General features: G+C 56.8%; 3 protein-coding genes. All 3 read left to right on the top strand.

All coding sequences use genetic code 11. From position 1 onward, the window contains the following. The first annotated feature begins 223 nt into the window (after positions 1-223). The 3 genes from LKE08_RS14685 (at position 224) to LKE08_RS14675 (ending at position 3,259) form a co-directional block, all read left to right on the top strand. Positions 224-361, top strand: a complete 138-nt coding sequence (locus tag LKE08_RS14685; protein WP_324704986.1) for a hypothetical protein — start codon at positions 224-226, stop codon at positions 359-361. 426 nt (positions 362-787) lie between these two features. Beyond that, the gene (locus LKE08_RS14680) at positions 788-2,722 is read left to right on the top strand and encodes a PatA/PatG family cyanobactin maturation protease (protein ID WP_324704985.1); all 1,935 of its coding nucleotides are present in this window, start codon (positions 788-790) and stop codon (positions 2,720-2,722) included. A 189-nt stretch (positions 2,723-2,911) separates the two neighbouring features. Next, entirely contained in the window at positions 2,912-3,259 is a 348-nt protein-coding gene (locus tag LKE08_RS14675; protein ID WP_324704984.1) for a four helix bundle protein, read from the top strand. Positions 3,260-3,389 lie beyond the last annotated feature (130 nt).

The following is a 3,389-nucleotide window of genomic DNA, read 5'->3' as shown; positions in this document are numbered from 1 at the left end:
CATTGACTATGCCTTTAAGAGTTCAGTTTTGGACGGCTTAAGAATCCCCGCGTCTTTAGACCGGGGAGAAGTCAAAATCCATCTAAATCACCGTTACTGTTTCTCCGTTTTTTGACGGTCAGGGTCTACAGTGGGGGGATCAATTCTCCCCCCTGTATCGATGTTCATATAAAAATCTGATCCCACAACTCGACCTCTTTCTATCAAAAGAGGAAGCATAAAAATGGAAACCCAAAAACAGACTCCGGCCAACGTGCCACCCGTAAAGTCCGAAACGGCGATCGCACCCCCACCCATCACCCGTTGTTGGGCTTTAGCCCCCTCCTTTCCCCGGCAGCGGCACCCAGTAGCCCCCTTTTAAACTTTAGAAACAGCACGGCAGTCTGGCTTTACAGAAAGGGTTGTAGCCCTCTGTCTACCCCGGCGAATCGCAAATTTTTCCCGCGATTCGCCCACCTTTGATCGTGCCCATATTGACGTTATAAAGCTTTACAAAAAACGTCAAAAAAGTCTTGACATCGTGAAAATCAAAAGCTAGATTAGCTGACAACACCCCGAGATTTTGATCGTCAGTTTCGAGGTCGCCTGGACAGATAATATCTCCTTTTTTTAAGTCAAGATTTTTCCGAAGTCAATAATTCGATTCGAGGAAAAACTATATGATATTGGCTCCAACAGAACTACCTTTGAGATCGACCCCGTTTGTTCGCCGAAAATTTTCGAGCAGTTGGTCACAGCAACGACCGATAAAAAAAATGAAAATTTATCGATATCGATAATATCTAAAATGACAATCCCCGGACTCTCAGAATTACAAAACCGCACCCGGGGCGCCTCCGAAATCACCGTCGCCGTCCTCGACGGCCCCGTTGACCGCGCCCACCCCTGTTTCCAAGGCGCCGACCTCACCGCCCTGCCCACCCTCGTCCCCGACGTCGCCAGCAAGGACGGCAGTATGTCCGGCCACGGCACCCACGTCGCCAGCATCATTTTCGGGCAACCCGACAGCGACATTCCCGGCATCGCCCCCCAGTGTCGCGGGCTCATCGTCCCCGTCTTTGCCGACGACCGCTGTAGTGCCACCCAACTCGACCTCGCCCGGGGCATCGAGCAGGCGGCCAACGCCGGCGCCCAGGTCATCAACCTCAGCGGCGGCCAACTCAGCGACTTCGGGGAAGCCGAGGGCTGGCTGGAAAACGCCGTCCGCCTCTGCCAGGAGCGGAACATCCTGCTAGTGGCTGCCGCGGGTAACGACGGGTGCGAGTGCCTGCACGTCCCCGCCGCCCTCCCCGCCGTCCTGGCTGTGGGCGCGATGGACGCTCGCGGGCAACCCTTGGATTTCAGCAATTGGGGGTCCAAGTACCAAACCCAGGGCATTCTCGCCCCCGGGGAGCAAATCTTGGGAGCCACACCCGGCGGCGGGACGGAACGGCTCAACGGCACCAGCTTCGCGGCCCCCATCGTTTCCGGCATCGCCGCCCTGCTGTTGAGCCTGCAACTGGACCGGGGCGAAACCCCCGACCCCGCCCGGGTGCGCCAACTCCTGTTGCAGAGCGCCCTGCCCTGCGACGCCGCCCTGCCTGCCGATACCCAGCGATGTCTGGCAGGCCGACTCAATATCGCTGGAGCCCTAACCTTACTGACTGGAGGAAATATGTCCGAAGAACAAGAAGCCGTCACCCCCGCAGGCGTCGAACCATCCGGCAACTGCGGCTGCGGCGGGGGTTTATCCACCCCCGAAGCCACCCCCGCCCAGGAGGAGCCCCAAGCTGCGGCCACCCCCAGCAACACCGTCCAATCGTTCACCCCTACTCAATCAACCTCCATGACCTCTAGCAACGCCGTCACTCCCAGCCAAGCCCCCAGCGAACTCGCATCCAGCCAACTGGTTTATGCTTTGGGAACTTTGGGCTACGACTTCGGCTCCGAAGCCCGCCGCGATACCTTCAAGCAACTGATGCCGCCCTTTGAACTCGGCGAGGGCGTGATGGTGCCGGCCAACCCCTACGATGCCCGCCAGATGGTGGACTACCTGGCCAGCGATATTTCTGAAGCCCGGTCTTTGATTTGGACGCTCAATATTGAATTGACCCCGGTTTATGCCATCGACCCCAAGGGTCCCTTTGCCCGGGAAACCTACCTGGCCCTGCAAGAACTCCTGGCCGGCCAAATTCAGCCGGAAAGCGACGACGATTATATCGAGCGCGTCAGCATCCCCGGCGTCTTGACCGGGCGCACGGTCAAACTGTTCTCCGGGCAGGTGATTCCCGTCATCGAACCCCAGAGCACCCGCGGCGTCTACGGTTGGAAGGTCAATAACCTGGTCAACGCGGCCTTCGAGGAAGTGCAATCCGCCGAGGGCGATACCGACCAAGAGGCGATGCGCCGCACTTTGGGCAGTTTCCTCAACCGGGTGTACTACGACCTCCGCAATTTGGGCACCACTTCCCAAGACCGCGCCCTCAACTTTGCGGTGACGAACGCCTTCCAAGCCGCCTCCACCTTCAGTCAAGCGGTAGCCCAGGGCATGGAACTCGACAGCATCACGGTGGAGAAAAGCCCGTTCTGTCGGATGGACAGCGACTGTTGGGATGTGAAGCTGAAGTTCTTCGACCCGGAGAACAGCCGTCGGGCCAAGAAAATCTTCCGCTTCACCATCGATGTCAGCGATTTGATTCCGGTGACGTTGGGCGAAGTGAAGAGCTGGTCGTCGCCTTACTAGGAGACGGGGAGACGGGGAGATGGGGAGATGGGGAGATTTTTCGGAATGAACAAGGGGCTCCATCCCCTTGTTTGAACCGCCCCTCCCTTGCCCTCCCCCCGTCTCCGACGACAATTTTTAACCGAGAATGAAACAGCCCTGCTAGGAGAGGGGGAGATGGAGAGGCGGAAGGCTAAGACTCATGAAGATTTGAACGTTTATCAAATTGCTTTTGAGGTAGCGATGAAGCTCTTTGAATTATCTAAGCGATTCCCTGTAGAAGAGCGATATGCCTTGACAGACCAGATTCGCAGGTCATCTCGTTCTGTCTGTGCCAACCTAGCGGAAGCCTGGAGAAAACGACGCTATCGGGCAGCGTTTATCGCCAAACTTAGTGATGCTGAAGCAGAAGCTGCTGAAACTCAAGTTTGGTTAAAGTTTGCGGTCAAATGTGGCTATCTAGATGCGACTATCGCTCAGGAGCTTTACCAGAATTATAACCAGATTCTTGGTAGCTTAGTCAAAATCATCAATGCCCCCGACAACTGGCTTCTCTAACTCCCCGTCCCCCCATCTCCCCATCTCCCCCTCTCCCCCTCCCCAAAACCGAATTTTCGTGCCGCGCCCACCGCTACGGGACAGCACAAGCAGGCTTCTTGACAACAAGAAGGGACTGACCGCCCCAAGC

Origin of the sequence: Lyngbya sp. CCY1209 (assembly GCF_035615495.1) — a bacterium.
Classification (GTDB): Bacteria; Cyanobacteriota; Cyanobacteriia; order Cyanobacteriales; family Microcoleaceae; genus Limnospira.
Note: the sequence above shows the minus strand (reverse complement) of the source record. Positions and strands in the feature narration are given on the sequence as shown.